The organism is Pseudomonas sp. RIT288 (genome assembly GCF_000631985.1).
GTDB lineage: Bacteria > Pseudomonadota > Gammaproteobacteria > Pseudomonadales > Pseudomonadaceae > Aquipseudomonas.
The window spans coordinates 21749-37939 of sequence record NZ_JFYN01000022.1 but is presented as its reverse complement, the minus strand read 5'-3'; the positions used below and the strand labels follow the sequence as shown (position 1 = coordinate 37939).

14 protein-coding genes are annotated in these 16191 nt (G+C 59.5%); 6 read left to right on the top strand and 8 right to left on the bottom strand.

Annotation, left to right across the window (positions count from 1 at the left end):
* Positions 1-198 precede the first annotated feature (198 nt).
* From BW33_RS18360 to BW33_RS18345, 4 genes are all read right to left on the bottom strand, one after another.
* Entirely contained in the window at positions 199-1164 is a 966-nt protein-coding gene (locus BW33_RS18360; RefSeq protein ID WP_047600343.1) for a sensor domain-containing diguanylate cyclase, read from the bottom strand.
* Positions 1165-1225: 61 nt separating this feature from the next.
* A complete protein-coding gene (locus BW33_RS18355) occupies positions 1226-1804 on the bottom strand; it encodes a hypothetical protein (protein ID WP_047600342.1) in 579 nt (192 codons plus the stop codon).
* A 1-nt stretch (position 1805) separates the two neighbouring features.
* A complete protein-coding gene (locus tag BW33_RS18350; protein ID WP_047600341.1) occupies positions 1806-3968 on the bottom strand; it encodes a xanthine dehydrogenase family protein molybdopterin-binding subunit in 2163 nt (720 codons plus the stop codon).
* Positions 3969-3988: 20 nt separating this feature from the next.
* Positions 3989-4444 carry a (2Fe-2S)-binding protein gene (locus BW33_RS18345; protein ID WP_003224136.1) on the bottom strand — a complete coding sequence of 152 codons (456 nt, stop codon included), beginning with the start codon at positions 4442-4444 and terminating at the stop codon, positions 3989-3991.
* A 251-nt stretch (positions 4445-4695) separates the two neighbouring features.
* Here BW33_RS18345 and BW33_RS18340 point away from each other — a divergent pair, with 251 nt between their 5' ends.
* Positions 4696-5526 carry an alpha/beta fold hydrolase gene (locus BW33_RS18340; RefSeq protein WP_047600340.1) on the top strand — a complete coding sequence of 277 codons (831 nt, stop codon included), beginning with the start codon at positions 4696-4698 and terminating at the stop codon, positions 5524-5526.
* A 261-nt stretch (positions 5527-5787) separates the two neighbouring features.
* On the opposite strand, the gene BW33_RS18335 is transcribed toward BW33_RS18340, so the two are convergent.
* A complete protein-coding gene (locus BW33_RS18335; RefSeq protein ID WP_047600339.1) occupies positions 5788-6180 on the bottom strand; it encodes a GFA family protein in 393 nt (130 codons plus the stop codon).
* Positions 6181-6273: 93 nt separating this feature from the next.
* Here BW33_RS18335 and BW33_RS18330 point away from each other — a divergent pair, with 93 nt between their 5' ends.
* The 3 genes from BW33_RS18330 (at position 6274) to BW33_RS18320 (ending at position 8512) form a co-directional block, all read left to right on the top strand.
* Positions 6274-6948, top strand: a complete 675-nt coding sequence (locus BW33_RS18330) for a class I SAM-dependent methyltransferase (RefSeq protein ID WP_047600338.1) — start codon at positions 6274-6276, stop codon at positions 6946-6948.
* A gap of 191 nt (positions 6949-7139) precedes the next feature.
* Positions 7140-7643, top strand: coding sequence for a VOC family protein (locus BW33_RS18325; RefSeq protein WP_047600337.1), 504 nt, complete (start codon positions 7140-7142; stop codon positions 7641-7643).
* A 35-nt stretch (positions 7644-7678) separates the two neighbouring features.
* Complete coding sequence (locus BW33_RS18320) at positions 7679-8512, top strand: AraC family transcriptional regulator (protein ID WP_047600336.1); 834 nt, start codon at positions 7679-7681, stop codon at positions 8510-8512.
* 14 nt (positions 8513-8526) lie between these two features.
* On the opposite strand, the gene BW33_RS18315 is transcribed toward BW33_RS18320, so the two are convergent.
* A complete protein-coding gene (locus BW33_RS18315) occupies positions 8527-9114 on the bottom strand; it encodes a LysE family translocator (protein ID WP_047600335.1) in 588 nt (195 codons plus the stop codon).
* 222 nt (positions 9115-9336) lie between these two features.
* On the opposite strand from BW33_RS18315, the gene BW33_RS18310 reads away from it, so the two are divergent.
* Together BW33_RS18310 and BW33_RS18305 are read left to right on the top strand one after the other, a co-directional pair.
* Entirely contained in the window at positions 9337-10278 is a 942-nt protein-coding gene (locus tag BW33_RS18310; RefSeq protein WP_152546140.1) for a hypothetical protein, read from the top strand.
* Positions 10279-10281: 3 nt separating this feature from the next.
* On the top strand, positions 10282-13035 hold the full coding sequence (locus BW33_RS18305; protein ID WP_047600333.1) for a hypothetical protein: 2754 nt from the start codon (positions 10282-10284) through the stop codon (positions 13033-13035).
* Between the two features lie 65 nt (positions 13036-13100).
* Here BW33_RS18305 and BW33_RS18300 read toward each other — a convergent pair whose 3' ends face one another.
* Together BW33_RS18300 and BW33_RS18295 are read right to left on the bottom strand one after the other, a co-directional pair.
* Positions 13101-15347 (bottom strand): ATP-binding protein, encoded by a 2247-nt coding sequence (locus BW33_RS18300; protein ID WP_047600332.1) that lies wholly within the window; start codon positions 15345-15347, stop codon positions 13101-13103.
* Positions 15344-15958 carry a biliverdin-producing heme oxygenase gene (locus BW33_RS18295; protein ID WP_047600331.1) on the bottom strand — a complete coding sequence of 205 codons (615 nt, stop codon included), beginning with the start codon at positions 15956-15958 and terminating at the stop codon, positions 15344-15346. The genes BW33_RS18300 and BW33_RS18295 overlap by 4 nt, the downstream gene beginning before the upstream one ends.
* Positions 15959-16191: the final 233 nt, after the last annotated feature.

Below are 16191 nucleotides of genomic sequence, written 5' to 3'. Positions count from 1 at the left end.
GTATCTGGGTTTTGTGAGCACCCGATAAACCTGTGGGAGCTGGCCTGCCAGCGATGAGGCCGGCACATCCAACATCGCTATCGCCTGACCGGATGCCATCGCGGGCAGGCCAGCTCCCACAAGGTTCTGCGCAGTATCTGGATGTTGTGAGCACCCGATAAACCTGTGGGCCCTGGCCTGCCAGCGATGAGGCCCGAATCAGCGCCGCTTCAGCGCCTGCTTGTGCGCATACATCGCCTGGTCGGCATCGGCCAGCAGTCGATCCACCGTTTCATGGCGCTGCGGATCGTATTCGATCTGGCCGACGCTGAAGCGAATCTCGTAGCCGCGCTGCAACATAGCATTGCGCTCGTCGAGGATTTCCTTGAGCCGCGCCATGATCGCTGTGGTTTCGACGTGACTGGAGCCGGTCAGCAGCGCCACGAACTCGTCACCGCCCAATCGCCCGACCACGTCGCTCTCGCGAAAAGCGATGCGCAGCACATCAGCAAAGGTCTTCAGCGCACTGTCGCCTTCGGCATGGCCGTAACGATCGTTGATCTGCTTGAAGTCATTGAGATCGAAAAACAGCAGCGTCGCCGGTTTGTCCCGGTGCTTGCAGGCGTCCAGCGCATGCTGGGCCAGGGTCTTGAAGCCACGGCGGTTGGACAGCAGCGTCAGCTCGTCCATGCTCGCCATCTGCACCGCCATCAACTCCTGCTCGGCCATACCGGCGAGGTCGCGCAACAGGGCACGCTCCTCGTCGTCGAGTTCGCGCGGCTTGGTGTCGATCAGGCACAAGGTGCCCATTTTGTTGCCGTCAGGCACGGTCAGCGGGTAGCCCGCGTAAAAACGAATCTTCGGCTCGCCGGTAACCAGCGGATTGTCATAAAAGCGCTCGTCCTGCTTGGCGTCCGCCACCATCAGCAGTTCGTCCTGAAGGATCGCATGGCCGCAGAACGACACATTCCTCGGGGTTTCACTGACGCCCAGACCCACACAGGACTTGAACCACTGCCGATCGGTATCGACCAGCGTCACCAGGGCAATCGGCACATTGAACAGGCGTTTGGCCAGCCGCGTGAGCCGGTCAAAACGCTCCTCCGGCGCCGAATCAAGAACCTTCAAGCCGTGCAGCGCTTCAATTCGGGTTGCTTCATTGGCGGGTTTGATCGGGGCCAGCATCACGCACTCCATCAGGGTCAATGACCGTTAGAGTAGCTTGATTCGCCAGCGACTCACACACTCAACCGCCCGCCACCGGGCATGGTCCGCCAGCGTCGGCCCAAAGCTTGAACTGGGCCACAAAAATGTCATGCGGTACCGGCACCGGCGTGCGCCCTGCCCCCGGATTCCAGCCCCACAACACCAGTTTGTCGTCGCTGACATGTTTGATCAGCGCGGCGAAATCACGGTCGCCGTTGCTCGAACGATCCTTGATCATTGCGCACAACTTGTCCGGTGGCAGGCCGATCCACGCCATCTTGTGCGCCGCCGGCGGCAAGCTCCAGTGCGGCGCTCCCGGAGGTGCATGCGCGCCATAACTTTCAGGCGGATTGGTCTCGGCGTGGCAAGTGGCGCAAGGCAAACCGGCGGCGCCCTTGCCGTCCATGCCACGCACCACATTCATCGCGTGCGGGGTTCCGGCGTCGAACTGCAGCGGCGAATCACCGGGGATGTGGCAGTTCTGGCAGCGCGGGCTCTGGAACACCTTCTGCACCGTGCCGAACGCCTTGAGTGCCTCCTGATCATCGGCAAACAGATCCGAAGCGTAGCCGCCCAGTCCCAGCAACATCATCGTGCCCAACAGCAGATGTCGTTTCATCTCACACCCCCGACAGTTGCAGCGGCAGTTCACGCAGGCGCTGCCCGGTCAGCGCATACACCGCGTTGGCCACCGCCGGCGCGGTGGGCGGAACACCGGCCTCGCCGATGCCGCCGGGTTTGTCGCTGCTGGGCACGATATGCACCTCGACCACCGGCATCTCGTTGAGCCGCAGCACCTGATAGTCGTGATAATTGGATTGCACCACCGCGCCGTCCTTGACCGTCAGCTTGCTGTGCAGCGCCATGCCCAGGCCAAAGGTGATGCACGATTCCATCTGCGCCGCGATGCTCTGCGGGTTGACTGCGATCCCGCAATCCACCGCACACACCACGCGGTGCACGCGGATCGCCAGATTGTCCTGCGAGACCTCGGCCACCTGCGCCACATAACTGCCGAACGACTCGTGCACCGCCACGCCCAATGCATGCCCGTCCGGCAATGGCGCTGCCCAGTTGGCCTTCTCCACCGCCAGATTCAGCACCCCTAGATGCCGCGCATGGTCCTTGAGCAAGGTGCGTCGATATTCGACCGGGTCCTTGCCCGCCGCCGTGGCCATTTCATCGATCAGCGACTCCATGACGAACGCGGTGTGGCTGTGCCCCACCGAACGCAGCCACAGCACATTGATCCCGGTCTGCGGCGAATGCAGCTCGACCTGTTGATGAGCCAGACCCTTGATATAAGGGCTGTCGGCCACGCCTTCGACCGAAGTCGCGTCGATGCCGTTCTTGACCATGGTCTGTTCGAGCATGGTGCCGGCCATGATCGACTGACCGACCAGCACATGCTGCCAGCTCAGCGGCATGCCCTGCCCGTCGAGGCCGATGCGCGCCTGATGCAGGAACATCGAGCGGTAATAACCGCCACGAATGTCATCCTCGCGCGACCATACGGTTTTCACCGGCAGCCCGGCGGCTTTCGCCACTTGTACCGCTTCGGCGACGAAGTCCGAGGTCGGATTGGCCCGGCGCCCGAATCCGCCGCCAAGAAACTCGGTATGAATTTCCACCTGTTCCGGTTTGAGTCCGGTGATCTTGCCGGCGACCATCTGGTCGAGGGTCTGGAACTGCGTGCCGGTCCAGATCTCGCACTTTTGCGCGCTGATCTTCACCGTACAGTTCAGCGGCTCCATCGGTGCGTGCGCCAGATAGGGCACGCTGTACTCGACGTTGATCTTCTTCGCCGCCTTGCCGAAGTTGCCCTGCGGATCCCCGGCCTGGCTGGCGGAAGTGCCCGGTGTCGCTGCCAGTTTGCGGAAGCTGTCGAGCAGGCCCTGACTGCTCAAGCCGGTGTGCGGCCCCATGTCCCAATCGACTTTCAATGCATCACGACCGAGTTTCGCCGCCCAATAATGCTCGGCAATCACCGCCACGCCGGTCGGCACCTGCACCACTTTGTGCACGCCGGGCACCGCCAGCGCCTCGGCGCCCTCGAAGGATTTGACCGTGGCACCGAACACCGGCGCGCGCGCGACCATCGCGGTCATCAAGCCCTCGAATTGCACGTCCATGCCGAACTTGGCGCGCCCGGTGATTTTCTCCGGGGTGTCGAGACGCTTGGTCGGCTTGCCGATGACTTTCCAGTCCTTGGCCTCCTTGAAGGTGATCGACTTCGGATCCGGCACTGGCAGTTGCCCGGCGGCGTCCGCCAGTTCGCCGTACGTCGCGCGTTTATCGCCGGCGATCACTACGCCGGACTCGGTGCGAATCGTCGACGCAGCGACGTTGAAACGCTTGGCCGCCGCTTCAACCAGCATCTGCCGCGCCGTGGCCCCGGCGAGCCGGTAACGGTCGAACTCCATCCAGGTCGAGGTCGAGCCGCCGGTAATCTGCATCCCGCCGAATGCGGGCATGCCGTAATTGGCCGCCGAGGCCGGCGAGTGTTCGACGCGAATCGTCGACCAGTCGGCGTCCAGTTCTTCGGCAATCAGCATGGTCAGGCCGGTCCAGATGCCCTGGCCCATTTCCGAATGCCCGAGCAACACTGTGACGCTGTTGTCGGCGGCGATACGCAAAAACGCATTCGGCGCGAAGACCTTGCCTTCATTCTCCGCCGCCAGAGCAAATCGATGGGCACCGGGGACGACAAACGCCACCACCAGACCGCCACCCAGCACGGCACTGCCCTTGAGAAATCCGCGACGCGATACAGGACTGTTCATCAGCCTTCTCCCAACATGCATCAGCCGATTTCGGACGCGCGCTTGACCGCCGCACGGATCCGGGGATAGGTACCGCAGCGGCAAATGTTGCCGGAGAGCGCCTGATCGATATCGCTGTCGGTGGGTTTGGGGATTTTCGCCAGCAGCGCGGCGGCAGACATGATCTGCCCGGACTGGCAGTAACCGCACTGCACCACATCGAGTTCGGCCCAGGCCTGCTGCACCGGGTGCGAGCCGTCGGTGGACAAGCCTTCGATGGTGAGGATTTTCTGGCCGTGGGCCACGGCGGTGGCGGGCGTGATACAGGCGCGCAACGGCGCGCCATCGACGTGTACGGTGCAGGCGCCACACTGGGCCATGCCACAGCCGAATTTGGTACCGGTCAGGTGTGCCACGTCACGCAGAACCCAGAGCAACGGCATGTCGGCCGGCACATCGAGTTCCTGATCCTTGCCATTGATATTCAAGGTCAGCATCGGGGATTTTCCTCAGACTCACGGTGTTCTGAAGGGGCGTCGCTACGGCCATCGAAGCCTGTGCGCGCCTCGGCTTATCCCTTTCAGCAAAGCCTAATTTGCGCGTGAAGCCAGACGTGGCGACCACCGGTCATGCCTCAACGCAAAAATGTCGACTTTAATCCTCTGGCTGATAACAGCGCTCATCCGAACCCTCACGACCGGTCTGCGACGAGCGCGGTAACCCATCACAATGCTCAGGAGTCGCGAACATGGGATTTGTCACCACCAAAGACGGCGTCGATATTTTCTACAAGGACTGGGGCCCGAAGGACGCGCCGGTGATCCACTTTCACCATGGCTGGCCGCTCAGCTCGGATGATTGGGATGCGCAGATGCTGTTCTTTCTGGCCCAGGGTTTTCGGGTGATTGCCCACGACCGTCGGGGGCACGGACGGTCGAGCCAGGTCTGGGACGGCCACGACATGGATCACTACGCCGACGATGCGCTGGCGGTGGTTCAGCACCTGGGGGTGAAGAACGTGGTGCATGTCGGCCACTCCACCGGCGGCGGCGAGGTCATCCACTACATCGCCCGTCACGGTCAGGACAACGTCGCCAAAGGTGTGTTGATCAGCGCGGTGCCACCGTTGATGGTTCAGACCGAAAGCAATCCCGGTGGATTGCCGAAATCGGTGTTCGACGACTTCCAGGCACAACTGGCGGCCAATCGTGCGCAGTTCTATCGCGACATTCCCACCGGCCCGTTCTACGGCTACAACCGCCCGGGAGCCAAGCCTTCGGAAGGGATCATCAGCAACTGGTGGCGTCAGGGCATGATTGGCGGCGCCAAGGCGCATTACGACGGGATCGTCGCGTTCTCGCAGACCGACTTCACCGAAGACCTGAAGAAGGTCACCGTGCCGGTGCTGGTGATGCACGGCGAGGACGATCAGATCGTACCGTATGCGAACTCGGGGCCTTTGTCGGCGAAACTGCTGCCAAATGGCACGTTGAAGTCCTATCCGGGATTTCCGCACGGGATGCCGACGAGTGAGGCGGCGACGATCAATGCGGATCTGCTGGCGTTTATTCGCGGGTGACACACATCATTGTGGGAGCTGGCTTGCCAGCGATGGCGGTGGATCAGGCAACTTCAATTGTGGATGTGCCGGCCTCATCGTTGGCAAGCCAGCTCCCACAGGTTTTCAGGTGCCTGCTGAATACTCGGTCACACCAGGGACCGTGTGGGAGCCAGCCTGCTGGCGAAGGCAATCGGTCAATCAATGAGGGGTTGGCTGACCCAGCGCATTCGCGAGCAGGCTCGCTCCCACAGGGGGACTGGGTGATTGGCTGACTGCGTACTACGCCTCGGTACGCCCTGTACCTTCGCGATCACGTTCGTAGTGGTGCGCCAGTGGAAGTGCCGGCAGCCATTCTTCGCGGCGGATCGTCCACAGCTCATAAGTCGGCCTGAACAGGTTCGGCTCGTCCAGCGAGCCGACATTGACTTCAATTTCATCCGCCGAACGCGCAAGTACCGGCGAACCACAGCGCGGACAGAACTCCCGGCCTTGATACGTGCCCGTCTTGCCGCTGACGGTCACCGCATTCTCGGGAAATATCGCCGAGGCATGAAACAACGCGCCGTGGTGTTTGCGGCAGTCGAGGCAGTGGCAGATGCCGACGCGGTAAGGTTGGCCAGACGCTTCGAAACGCACATCGCCGCACAGGCAACCGCCAGTTAATGGGTTCATGGTGTCTATCCTCTGCCAGACTCTGTTCAGCCTTTGAACATAGCAGCCGTACAAGCGAACACCCACATTCTGCCTTTGCCGGAGACAGCGCCCATGCCCTCCCCTGAATCCACCTTGTTACAGAGCTGGCACGCCAACGCTGATGCCTGGATCGAAGTGATCCGCAGCGGTGCCATCGAAAGCCGTCAGCAGGTCACCGATCAGGCGATCCTGCTGGCGATCATGGGCCGCCAACCGGGACGCGCGCTGGACCTGGGTTGCGGCGAAGGCTGGTTGTTGCGGGCGCTGGCGGATCGCGGTATCGATGTGGCAGGCGTCGATGGCGACGCGACGTTGATTGACGCGGCGCGCGACGCCGGTTCGACCAAGGTACATGTCGCCAGTTACGCGGCATTGGTCGACGCCGAAATTGATATTGGCCGTGATTACGATTTGATCTGCGCCAACTTCTCGCTGCTGCATCAGGACATCATTCCATTACTCGCCGCGATGCATGCGTTGCTGGTTCCCGGCGGCGCCATGATCATCCAGACCCTGCATCCGTGGGCCGTGGCGGCCGGCAATTATCAGGACGGCTGGCGTGAGGAATCGTTCGCCGGGTTCAAGGGCCAGTGGCAGCCGATGCCATGGTATTTCCGCACGCTGTCGAGTTGGTGCAACGCGCTGGACATGGCTGGGTTTCAAATTGTCAGCCTGCAGGAGCCGCAGCATCCGCAAAGCCCGGTGCCGCAGTCACTGTTGATGATCGCCGAGCGGCGTTCCTTGTAGGAGTGAGCCTGCTCGCGATGGCGTAGTGTCAGGCAACACATATGCAAACTGTACCGACAGCATCGCGAGCAGGCTCACTCCTACAGGGTTTGGCGGCAAGCGACGCACTTGTCGATCTACGGCACCGCCATTCGACCAAGGACTGACTACGCTGTAGATCCTGCGTGTCTAATCTGCCGAGGATGACTGCCATGCAACGCTTTCAAAAACTCACACCGTGCCTGTGGTTCGATGATCAGGCCGAAGCGGCCGCCAAGTTCTATTGCTCGATCTTCGATCATTCGAAAATCACCAGCCTGACCCACTACAGCAAGGTCGGCCAGGAATTTCACGGTAAGCCGGAAGGCACGGTAATGACCGTCAGTTTCGAACTCGACGGTCAGACCTTCACCGGTCTCAATGGCGGACCGATGTTCAAGTTCAGCGAAGCCATTTCGTTTCAGGTCAATTGCCAGAACCAGGAAGAAGTCGACCACTTCTGGGGCAATCTGTCGACCGGCGGCCCGGTCGAGGCGCAGCAATGCGGTTGGCTAAAGGACCAGTTCGGGGTGTCGTGGCAGATCGTGCCGGTGGCGTTCATGCACATGATGCAGGACCCCGACACCAGCAAGTCGCAACGGGCGATGCAGGCCATGTTCAAGATGAAAAAACTCGACATCGCCGAACTGGAACGGGCCTTTGCCGGCCAGAGCTAATACACTCCGGTTCTGGCCTGCCGGGAACCATAACGATGAAACATGCTGCCGCCAAAAATCCTGAAAAAGCCCCACGCTTCTGGCGGGACGCTGCCCTGCCCTTCATCGAAGCGCGGGCCATCGCCGATGGCCGTGAGGTCTGCTACTCGCGCCATTCCCATGCGCATTTTTCGATCGGCGCGATCACGGCCGGGCGCAGCATTTATGTGCATGAGCAATCGAGGTTCGACGTCGCCGCCGGCACGGTGGTGCTGATGAATCCGGGCGACGTGCATGCCTGCAATCCGATCGATGATCAGCCGTGGTCGTACTTGATGTTGTATGTCGAAACGCCGTGGCTGACGGATTTGCAGCATCAACTGGGGTTCAGTGCGGAGCTTGAGTTTCGGCGGTTTTCCACGACTCATCTGGATGACCCGCGACTGTTTCGTGACCTGCAAGGACTTTACGTCACGCTGGTCGATGAGCAGCAGGACGGACTGCGCAAACACAGCGCAGCGGTGGAGTTTTTCAGCGATCTGCAACTACGCCTGAACCCGGCTGAACCACCGTTGCGCGAGCCGAATTTCAAGCTCGAACGCGCCGCCGAGTTCATCCGCGAACACTGCACCGATCTGCTCAGCATGGAGGACATCTGCGCAGCGGCGCAGTTGTCGCCGTCGTATCTGATCCGTGCGTTCAAGCAGCATTACGGCATGACTCCGCATGCATTTGTGGTCAACCAGCGCATCCAGTTCGCCCGCGAACGCCTGCGCAGCGGCCAGTTGATTGCCGATGTCGCACTGGAAGCAGGGTTTGCCGATCAGGCGCATTTTCAGCGCGCATTCAAACAGCATCTGGCGGCGACACCCGGCCAATATCGCGGCTGATCCTGGCGCCGGGCTCACGGCAACAGCAGATAACCCGCGCTCGCCGCCAGCAACAAGGCCATCAACCGATTGAACAACCGCATCCCCTTCGGATTGCCCAGATACCCACGCAAAAACGTTCCGGCGTAGACCCAGCAACCGACCGACAGATAACAGATCACCAGATACACCGCAGCGAACTGCCAGACCAGCCGTGCCTCACCATCGGCGACAAACGCGCCCATCCCGGCCACACAGGCCAGCCAGGCTTTCGGGTTGAGCCATTGCATCACCGCGCCGTACAACATCGACGGCGCCCGACCCGCCTCGCCGGCATGCAACTGGCCGTCATCGGCAGCCAGTTTCCAGGCCATGAACAACAGAAATGCCACCCCGGCCAACTGCACCACCCGGGTCAGGAATGGCCACAGTTTCAGGATTTCATGCAGGCCCAGGCCCATCAGCACCAGCAACAACACGAACCCCAACGTCGCTCCTGCCACGTGCCGCTGACTGGCCCGGAAACCGAACTGCGCACCGCAACTCAGCGCGACGATGTTCACCGGGCCCGGGGTTATGGACGCCACCAGTGCAAACGCCGCCATCGACACAATCAGACTCATTACGCACCTGCCGCAGATTGGGGAAGAAAGATCTCAGGTTAATTAAGGCATGGCCTCCTGTATTGAACAAAATTGCCCTCTTGTTGACCGACACGAAACATACATTGAAACCAATACTGCAAAACAAACCCTGACTGCGTCGATATAGTCGCCAGGCGAAAACAAACCTTCGCCGCACCCGTTATTGACCCACTTATAAAGCCACGGAAGGACTGACGCCCAATGACGACTTTAACCAATCTTTTTACCCCTGCCCCCTTATCAAGTGAGCAACTTGAGCGACGTACTATTGCGCAGACAACGAGAACCCTGCTCGAAAAGTGGGAAAAGGCCAAGGCCAGCGACAACTATGCCTACCCCACCAACCGTGTTAATAGCAAACAACTGTGCATATCGACTCTTGAGGGAAGTCAATTCAACCAAGTGCATTTCTCGGCACATATCGTCCTGCGCCAACTGACACTTCAACCACAATTCGTTGCAATCGTCGATGCGTTGGAAATCAATGATGACAACTGGACACTGGTCAATAAAAAGGGCGAAATATTTCAAGTCCATGAAGTCGAAAAAACTGTCGGGACGTTTATCGAACGCATTGATATCACCCAGCAGGTCCACGCGATTGATTCGTTGAAAGCCGACCTGCAACTGCTGGCCAGAAGTGCAGTCATGACCGGCGGCATCGTGTCTTCAAGCGACCGTCTGCCCTTGCTCAACTGGCTGCAGTTCCAGCAACTGAACCTGCCCGAGGCCGCAGACCAGTTGCAAAACCTGATTGCCTGGCTCGAGCTGACGTTGCCGCTGCCACCCACGCATGGCAACTACTGGGGGAAATCGAACGAAACCGGCGCAACAGAGCTGTGCATCGATGAAGATCAGCAATCGGCTATCTATCAGGTCATCCATAAGCTGATGGACAAGGGCGAGCCGCGCACGGAACCGCTGATCAATTATCTGGCGGATGCACTGCTCAAGAAAGAGACGCCGACAGCCCTGCGTGAATACCCGCGTCGCGCCTGGACACTGCTGATCGAGACCGAAGAAGCCAAAGCTTTCGCCCAGTCCTGCTTCGAAGCGTTGAGCGAGCCGTCCATGGCCAATGCGACTGTGCTGAGCACAGAGCAGCGCAGTCGCCTGCTGGTCGCAGCGGTCATGCTGGATTAGTCGTTGGGTCGCGAAGACAAGAACCAGAACTTTATCGAGCAGAATATCTATAACCCAGGTTACGTGCAGGCAACCTCCCATGAGGTTAACCTGGCACTGGAACAGGCACTCGGACACCGACGTATCAAGGAATATGCAGTTCCAATGGCACTGGAACTGATCCTCGCCGGACTTGCGCCGGAGTTCCTGGTCAGAACACCCGCGACTCTGCAGATCGGTACGACAGGTTGGGTAATTCTGCGCAAATCGGTAAGCCTGGCCGAGAGCATCGCCCCTGGCCTGTCCAGTCAGATGTCCTATGACAAGCTGCTTGAATTGGGCGCGATTTTGCCTACCAGTGCGCAACAGCAGACCCTGCATGACTGGGCAAACCTGCAAGGCATCATGGACTGGTCGATGCTGAATGGCCTGGAACCGGAAAATGCCAATGAACTGCCAACCCAAGACCTGTTCAAGCTGGCTGCCACCCAATACAACGCCTACATCGAGGCGATCAGCGCCGCACTGACAACGCTCGCCACTCCACCGGTCAGCCGGCGCAAGCTGGCGAAAGCCGAGCTGTACGACATTGGTTGCGATCCGACGACAGAAATAGCGTTGCCGGTCGAGTACGGATTCAAACGCAACTATCATTCCGTGCTCGATGTTTATATGACCCGCAACCTGTTGTTCAAAAAGGACTATGACAGGCAATCTGGCCCAAGTATCTACGAGGCGCATCCGGATCTGCTGGAACTTGAGCCAATCAATGACATTTACAAGGAAAAAGTAAAGGAACACTTCAAGCAATACAAAGCGGCCATCAATACCACTGTGCGCCTGACACTTTCACGATTGCCACGAGAAGAACGGATGGCACTTGAATTTGGCAAGGTGGCCATATTCAGCGCTCGCGAAGTTTCCTCACACTCCCCGAAAAACAGTAACTTTGTACCTTTTGATCCACGATTAACAGCGCGTTTCGGCAACATGCTGATTTGCAAGTATGGATTGCAGTTTTACTGTTTTGAAGTATTCCCTCTGCAAGGCATTTGCCGAAATAATCCGGCACTGGCTGAAGCTTACATCAGCGGCCATACATCTGATGAGTATGGATGGTTTACCGAGGGACCGAACGGCGACAGTGACTTCAAGTCGCTGACGTATCTTTCCACGCGAATCGAAAAAACCGCCTACTTCGAAGGCCAGGCACCCTTGGGCGAGGAGCTTCGAGACAGGCCGGGCATCATTCTCGAACGCTTTGCCGAATTCGATGAACCTGACGACGCGCTACCCCTTACGCGTAGCCCTATGCACAGTTTCAACTCGGAACGTTTCAACAAGATCGGCGAAATCATTGCCGAACATAACCCCCCGACCCATTACGATCAGTTTTATGCAATCAGTTACGACAGACCGGCCCTGGAGAAGAAACATGATGACTGGGACAACGTCACCGAAACCTTTCTCGACATCGTCATCCCGTTCCGCCAGTGCATCAGGGGCCTGTCCTCCGGTGATCCAGATCTTCGCAGCGGTGCCATATTCAGCTGTGTGATGGACCTTACCGCGATCCTCTTCGTCTTTGCCGGAGCGCTGGGGCCGTTCAGCAAGGCGCTGGGCAGCAGTACAAGACTGTTAAGCCTGAGCAAGGTCGGCGCAAGCGTTGCGCTGTCGGTGTTCAATCCGCTCGATGGCGTTCCGAAGCTGGTTCACGGTGGTGCCAGACTGGTCGGCAAAGGCGTGATGAAACTCAGCCATTTCGGCCATACCGTCATCCGGGCCGGAGCCGGACAACTTCGAGCGCTGAGCAGTACCAGCAGCGGCTCGTACGACCTGGTCAAGGCCCTGAGCAAGACCGGGGCTGCAGCGGAGATTCGCATGACGTTGCCGACGGTGGCGCATGCCAGAGCGTTGTTCAAGGATGACACCCTCGAGAGCACAAGCCAGATCCTGACCCGCATGACTGACAAGACCATTGCGCTCCCCAAGGATGTCAGCGCCCTTGAGCTGGATCACCTTTTCCAGAATTCGATTCTCGATACCACACGCAAACTGCAATCAGCTCAAGAGCTTGAGAAACTGATTGGCAAAACGGCTCTGGAAGATCTGCTAAAAACCTTCATGTCCAAAAATGCGTTCGACTACAGCTCTACTCGTACACTAGCCAATGCATATGCAACCTCGCTGGCAACGCTCACCGAGGTCGAAGTCCGCAAAGCCAACTACATCAAAAATTATCAGCAGAATCTGCTGAAACAGGATTTGGGCGCAGCCCCTTACAATGGGATATTGGATGAGTCGCGATACAACATACGAGGCCTCAGCGATAATGCCGAGCGAGCCGGCGCATGGATTGTTTATGCATCAAACTCGCAAGGTAACAACTTTGACAGCATCGTCGCGGCACTGCGCGAATACGCGGCCAGCAGTAAATCGCTGACCGATCCTGCGGTCATAGCGCAGTTACATCTTCGGATCGCGCCCGCCACCGCCGACGTCGTTCGCGTGGGCTTGAATGAGGCGAAATATGTTAGCGACATCAGCGGCTTCGCGTTGATGCAGGATCATCTGAAAATACTGAACCCCGCTCATGAACACTTCGGCAAGCAACTGCTCGGTGCGGTTGTGGGTTTCCATGCGTTCGGTGACGGCAATGGCCGCACAGGCCGTGCGTTGTTCGCAATCAGCGAGCTACGACGCAACCGTTTCAACCCGCTTTCGAAAGAAGCGTTCAGCGCAATTCATGGCGTCGATGGAACACTGGCAAGCCTTTAACTGCGAGTAGCAGCAGCCCGGCCGGCATTCACCCGCCGGGCTGTTCTTGTCCCGATGTATGGCTATCAGTCGTTCCCGACCAGCGCCGGCACCGTAAACCGAAACTCCGTGCCCTCACCCGGCTCACTGCGGGCCTCGATGCGCCCGCCATGGGCTTCAACAATCCCCTGCGTGATGTACAAGCCCAGTCCGGTTCCGGTCGGGTTGCCCTCCTTCACCGTCCAGTAGCGGTCAAACACCCGCGCCAGGTTTTCCTTGGGAATGCCTTCGCCAGTGTCGCGCACGGTAAACACGATTTCCTTGCCGTCAGACTTGGCCAACACGCCCACCGAACCTTTGCGCGGGGTGAACTTGATCGCGTTGCCGATCAGATTCGACAGCACCTGAAACAGGCGCTCCGGGTCGGCGTGGATTTTCAGGTCGGGATCGGCTTCGAACGAGATATTGATGTCCTTGTCCAGCGCCAGTGGCCCGAGCAGTGACTGGGTCTCCTCGAACATCTGCCCGACGTCCAGGGTCTGCGGGGCGATGGTGTAGCGCCCGGCGTCGATCTTCGAGGTGTCGAGCAGGTCTTCGAGCAGCGTGTTCATCCGCCCGGCCGCCTGCTGCATGGTGTCGATGGCCGTGGAGATGCGCCGCGAGGTGTGCGGGCCGTCTGAGCTGAAGGTCTTCTGCATCATCCCGCAGAGCATGGAAATCACGGTCATCGGGTTGCGCAGGTCGTGGGAGACCACTGCCACCAGCTCATCACGGGCGCGCACCGCCTCCTGCTCGCGGCGTACCTGACGGGCGAGGTCGTTTTCCAGTGCCGAACGGCGCAAGTCATTGGCCGCAAACAGATCGCCGTGGCTCCACTTGGTGGAGATGCCGGCCATCTCGACTTTCCAGATTTCGAACGAAGTGCGCGGGCGCAGACGCAGGCCGGCGTCGGAATTTTCCAGATCCAGCGGCTTGCGTGGGTCGCCGCTCCAATTGATGTTCTCCTTGACCTCGGGACGGAACCACAACACGCCGTTGTCCACCGGTTTAGGCAGGCTCATGGCGAGCACGCCGCTGGCCACTTGCTGAAACTGCGCGGCTGGCGGATAGACGCTCGCCAGATGATGGCTGGCGAACACCGGTTTACCGGTTTCCTGCAACCATTTATGCAGGGCGCGAATGTCTTCCGGCTCCGGGCAGTTGCCATAACGGTGCAATTGCTTGTCTTCGATAATCGCAATGCCCCCGGCCCCGGCCAGCGCCATCAGCACTTGGGGTTGTTGCGCCAGACCGTCGAAGACATTTTGCGGGGAGTCGATCATTGCTTGATTGAGCAGTGCCAACGCCTCGACTTTCTCCTCACGCTGGCGGCTGATTTCCAGCGCCTCCATCGCGCTGATCTGCAGCGACAACACCTGACCGATGGTCTGGCACGCGCTGCGCAGCTCATGCGGCACATGCAGCGGCTGGCGGTTGCCGCAGCTGATCAGCCCCCAGAGCTTGTCACCCTTGAGCAGCGAGATGCTCATCGACGACAGCACGCCCATGTTCTTCATGTACTGGCAATGAATCGGCGAGACGCTGCGCAGGGTGGCGAAACTCAGGTCCAGCGGGGTCTGGGTGTCCGGGCGCAACTTGGGCACCAGCGGCACCGGCTGGTAATCGGCATTCGGGATGATCCGCAGCCAGTTAGTGCGGTACAGCTCGCGCGCCTGCTCGGGAATGTCCGAGGCCGGGAAGAACAGGCCGTTGAATACTTCCATCGACGGATCGGATGCCTCGGCGATCACTTGACCGTGGCCCTCCTCCTCGAAACGGTAGATCAGCACCCGGTCGTAACCGGTCATCGCCTGGATTTCCTTGACGCTGATGTCGTATAGCGCCTGCAGCGAAGTGGCCGCTTGCAAGCGCTGAAGCATGCGCCCCAGATGGGTCTGGTTGCCGGCGATGTTACGCGGCTGGAAGTTCTCGACGTGGATTTCCAGTTCCAGAATCAACACGCCTTGATGCCGGTGCAGCAGACCTTCGAACGCGGTGCCGTTGAGGCGAAAATGCAACGGTGCGGCATCGGCAAATACCGGTTGTTGCAACGCCTCGCGCACGGCCGCCGCGTACGTCTCACCCAGCAACTCGTGCAGCGGCTGGCCGATCAGTTCCTGCGCCGAACGTGCCAGCAGGTTCTCGACGTTGGCGCTGATCTGAATGATTTCCAGCGCCGGCTCGCTCAGGGTCAGCAACAGGCCATGAGGCTGAATCGCCCCCGGAAAGCGGATCGGTTCGTCGGCACAGTTGGCCAGCAGTTCTTCAAAGGCTTCTTGGTCTTGCGGGTTCATGCCAGTACCTCCCGGCTGTCGAGCCAGCGCTCGAAACAACTGAATGTGGTTCGGGCCGCCACAACCACGGCTTCACGTTCGCTCGCATCCAGCGGTCGACTGCCCAGATATTCAATGAAATCGCGCCAGCGGCGGCCGGTGGCAGCGCCGTAAACGTCGAGGAATGCCGCGCCGTTGTCGGCACCCAGGCTCAACCGCGAAGCGATTTCGCGACGCAGGATCTGCCCGCCAAGGGTTGCCCCTTCCAGCACGTACATCACCCCCAGACAGGCAGCGCTGGAGTCGATCACGGGCAGCGCCTGACACAGCGGCAAACGGGCGATAGCCTCGACCGACAGACCCAGGGCCCGCAAATCACTGAGCAAGGTTTGCGCCTTGAGACGTGGCGCAAGATCGAAATCGATCGGGATCGCGCCGCTGTCGCGCAGTGCGCTTTCCAGCGGTCGATAAAAGCCGTAGTAGGCCTGCATCAGCCGTAAAAAAGCGTTGGAATCGAGGGTATCGGAGAAAAAAGGAAGACGTTTTTCCAGTGCGATGTGCAATTCGGCAGTGCCGGCTCGCAGATCTTGCAGCACCGGTGGCACATAAACTTCACGGGCCTTTGCTTGCATGTAGATCGCTCTTGGTGGGGCCGCTTCGGGGCCGGCAGGGTGTTTGCAGCTTGGGATGGATATTACACGGCAAACGCCTTTTTCTGACTTGGCACACAGATTTTTCTGACGAAACCATCGCCTTCAGACCTTTGAGAGTTTCGGCCAATCGGAAAAGTTCGACTCGTTTAAAGGGGCTGCTGATGCTGTACCGCGACAGCACTGCGTGACTGTACGGGTCTGCGCGCCCGCAG

Bases quoted from the DNA above. Each gene is read 5' to 3' on its own strand.
- BW33_RS18325 (WP_047600337.1), top strand. From the start codon at position 7,140: ATGCAACGCTTTCAAAAACTCACACCGTGCCTGTGGTTCGATGATCAG.
- BW33_RS18360 (WP_047600343.1), bottom strand. From the start codon at position 1,164: ATGCTGGCCCCGATCAAACCCGCCAATGAAGCAACCCGAATTGAAGCG.
- BW33_RS18315 (WP_047600335.1), bottom strand. From the start codon at position 9,114: ATGAGTCTGATTGTGTCGATGGCGGCGTTTGCACTGGTGGCGTCCATA.
- BW33_RS18310 (WP_152546140.1), top strand. From the start codon at position 9,337: ATGACGACTTTAACCAATCTTTTTACCCCTGCCCCCTTATCAAGTGAG.
- BW33_RS18295 (WP_047600331.1), bottom strand. From the start codon at position 15,958: ATGCAAGCAAAGGCCCGTGAAGTTTATGTGCCACCGGTGCTGCAAGAT.
- BW33_RS18345 (WP_003224136.1), bottom strand. From the start codon at position 4,444: ATGCTGACCTTGAATATCAATGGCAAGGATCAGGAACTCGATGTGCCG.
- BW33_RS18330 (WP_047600338.1), top strand. From the start codon at position 6,274: ATGCCCTCCCCTGAATCCACCTTGTTACAGAGCTGGCACGCCAACGCT.
- BW33_RS18320 (WP_047600336.1), top strand. From the start codon at position 7,679: ATGAAACATGCTGCCGCCAAAAATCCTGAAAAAGCCCCACGCTTCTGG.
- BW33_RS18350 (WP_047600341.1), bottom strand. From the start codon at position 3,968: ATGAACAGTCCTGTATCGCGTCGCGGATTTCTCAAGGGCAGTGCCGTG.
- BW33_RS18340 (WP_047600340.1), top strand. From the start codon at position 4,696: ATGGGATTTGTCACCACCAAAGACGGCGTCGATATTTTCTACAAGGAC.
- BW33_RS18300 (WP_047600332.1), bottom strand. From the start codon at position 15,347: ATGAACCCGCAAGACCAAGAAGCCTTTGAAGAACTGCTGGCCAACTGT.
- BW33_RS18335 (WP_047600339.1), bottom strand. From the start codon at position 6,180: ATGAACCCATTAACTGGCGGTTGCCTGTGCGGCGATGTGCGTTTCGAA.
- BW33_RS18355 (WP_047600342.1), bottom strand. From the start codon at position 1,804: ATGAAACGACATCTGCTGTTGGGCACGATGATGTTGCTGGGACTGGGC.